We start from the raw sequence: 2470 nt of genomic DNA on the forward strand, positions 1-2470 counted from the left end.
ATAATGTGGGCGAGATGGGCATGGGATTCGGCTCATTTCAATGATCGATTACGAGCTTTCCAGAACAGGGAGAAGGAGCGAGTACATTTTGACCAGAGTAAACGTTCGTCATTCACTGCGCAAGCATATCATTTCTGCATTGGCAATCTTGCTGTCCGTATGCGGAGTCGTGGATGTTCAGCCTGCATCGGCAGCATCCTCGTTTAAGGATGTCCCTGCAGATCATTGGGCGAGAAGTGCGATAGAATCTGCTGTTCATAAAGGTTATTTCAAGGGCTATTCCGACGGCACCTTTCGTCCGAATGCCAACATCACCCGGGCGGAATTTGCTGCGTTAATGGCCAGAGTGTCTAATAATGAAATGGAGAGCGGACAAGGAACCTTCTCGGATATTCAAGGCCACTGGGCTCAATCCGCAATCGCTCAGGCGATAGGGATGGGATTTATATCGGCTCAGGATTATCCGAACGGATTCAAGCCGGGAACGGCTTTGACCCGGAGAGAAATGGCGAAGTGGATGGCTTCGGGGCTAGCGGCGAAGCATGAAGACTTCAAACAAGCTGTTAGCGACACCAAGGATACGCTCGTTCCGGTGGCCGAGTATTACAAGGGCGGGCTGAATAAAGCCGATTATCCGTATGTCGCGGTGGCACTTGGAACTGGACTGATGTCCGGCTATCCGGACGGATCGTTTGGTCCGGGGAAGACAACAACCCGCGCTGAAGTCGCCGTAATTCTGGCAAGATACGTAAACGTACAGGATAAGGATCCGGAAGACTTCCAGGACTTGAGAGAAATGCGCGAGGTCGGACTGACTGGGACGAATTTGACGACGGCGACGCCATATAGATTTCGTAAATTTTCAGGAACTGATAAGGAGACAAGCTTTGACCGCATTAAAGATAAGCCTTACAAAATGATGTACAACCGAGGCATGATGACGATTCATAGGATGATTGTGGTTGATGCTGATACGTCGAAAAATCCGAAAAATTTGTACGGGAAAATGTTCGTGGATGAAAAATTCAATTGGCCAATATTTGATGATGCTTATAATGTTTTCCTTGAGACTACAGTAGTTCCAAATGATAACACATCTTTATCCAATGCGGCTTTTCCTACTTCCACGTTGTACAACTTTACCCAAGGAAGAGGGTTTGAAAGTAGAGCTATTTCTAAATACGGTCTCACCGTACTGCCTAGAGTTGACGATTTCTTAACCACCGGTTTCTTCAAAAAGGATATTCCACGCCGTTTCTGGATGCATAGATATCTGGGGGATAGTGGTGGGGAAATGGGTAGCGGCAATACATTGGTTATGTTCGGACCTCCTTATAAACCAGAATAACAAGGAAGTGTAAGATGAAGAAGATTAATGAGTTGCTTAACCGTTTCTATCCTTGGGATTCATTCAGTCAGTGCTGCACCAGATAATGGTCTAGTCGTTGATGTCAGCCCTGATGAACCTAAAGATATCGGGCCGCCAACGTACACACCGGACGCTTCCAAAGGGCCTACAGCTTACCAAAAGAGAATTCGAACAGTTCAAGGTCAGCGTGAATCTAATCCGGGGGTGTATTGGTTTCAAATTGCGGATGGTCGCTTTGCAGCGGAAAGCTACCGAGCTCCAGGTGGGTTTGTCTACGTGGCGAACATCGGCACAGCTTCCAACGGATATCCAGCCATTGGTGAGGTAAGGGATAAAATTGAGATGAAAAGTAATCCGATATATCAGCCGCATGGGTATGTCGATTACAGTGGCCTTCCTGTACCCAAAAGCAGTTTAACTAACGAAAGGCTTACCAGGGTCGAAACCGTGCCGCTACGCCAAGGTGTGGAATCAAACATCACAAAGCTTGAAATCACGGATCTGAAAACAGCAGTACTAATTACATCGCAAACCGGTAAAGTGGGCCCATCAAGTTCTGATTTATATCAGGAGTTCAGGTATGAAGACACCGGGGAACGTCCATGGAATGACGCCTGCAGTTGCTTTCTACCGTGGACCGTGAAGAAATTCGGATTCTACACACCGTTGAATCTCTTCTGGCTTGCTGATGAAGTAGAACAGAAACGAATCGAAGTCAAAGGGAAGACAAGCTTGGCAGTGGGAGAGGAAACAGATTTGCAGGCACTGGTTTCAACCATAGCTCCTGGAGAGACAGATTATAAAAATCCTGTGAACGTTGCTTCAAGGGATCAAACGACCTGGAGTTCAGACAAATCCTCCGTGGTCAGTCTGGTCAATGACAGCGGCAGGGTCAAGGCCAATAGCCCGGGCACAGCTAAGATCACAGCTGTATGGAAGAGTGACGAGAACAACGGTTATATTCTGACCGCATCAATCACGATCACAGTTGGCGGAGCGCCTACACCAGACCCGGATCCGCCAACAGCGGCATGTACACCACCATCACCTGGCACGAAGATCAACGGCCGCTACATGGATCCAGTCGTCACAGCGAAAATA

At 47.9% G+C, this 2470-nt stretch carries 2 protein-coding genes; both read left to right on the plus strand.

All coding sequences use genetic code 11. The features are described from left to right. Positions 1–40: 40 nt before the first annotated feature. Positions 41–1348 carry an S-layer homology domain-containing protein gene (locus CHH67_RS02205; protein WP_095263347.1) on the plus strand — a complete coding sequence of 436 codons (1308 nt, stop codon included), beginning with the start codon at positions 41–43 and terminating at the stop codon, positions 1346–1348. Positions 1349–1375: 27 nt separating this feature from the next. Continuing rightward, positions 1376–2470 (plus strand): Ig-like domain-containing protein (locus CHH67_RS02210; RefSeq protein ID WP_179292050.1); only part of this gene is annotated, 1095 nt, incomplete at its 3' end.

The sequence above is a fragment of the Paenibacillus campinasensis genome (assembly GCF_002272015.1).
Taxonomy (GTDB): Bacteria; Bacillota; Bacilli; order Paenibacillales; family Paenibacillaceae; genus Paenibacillus_AQ; species Paenibacillus_AQ campinasensis.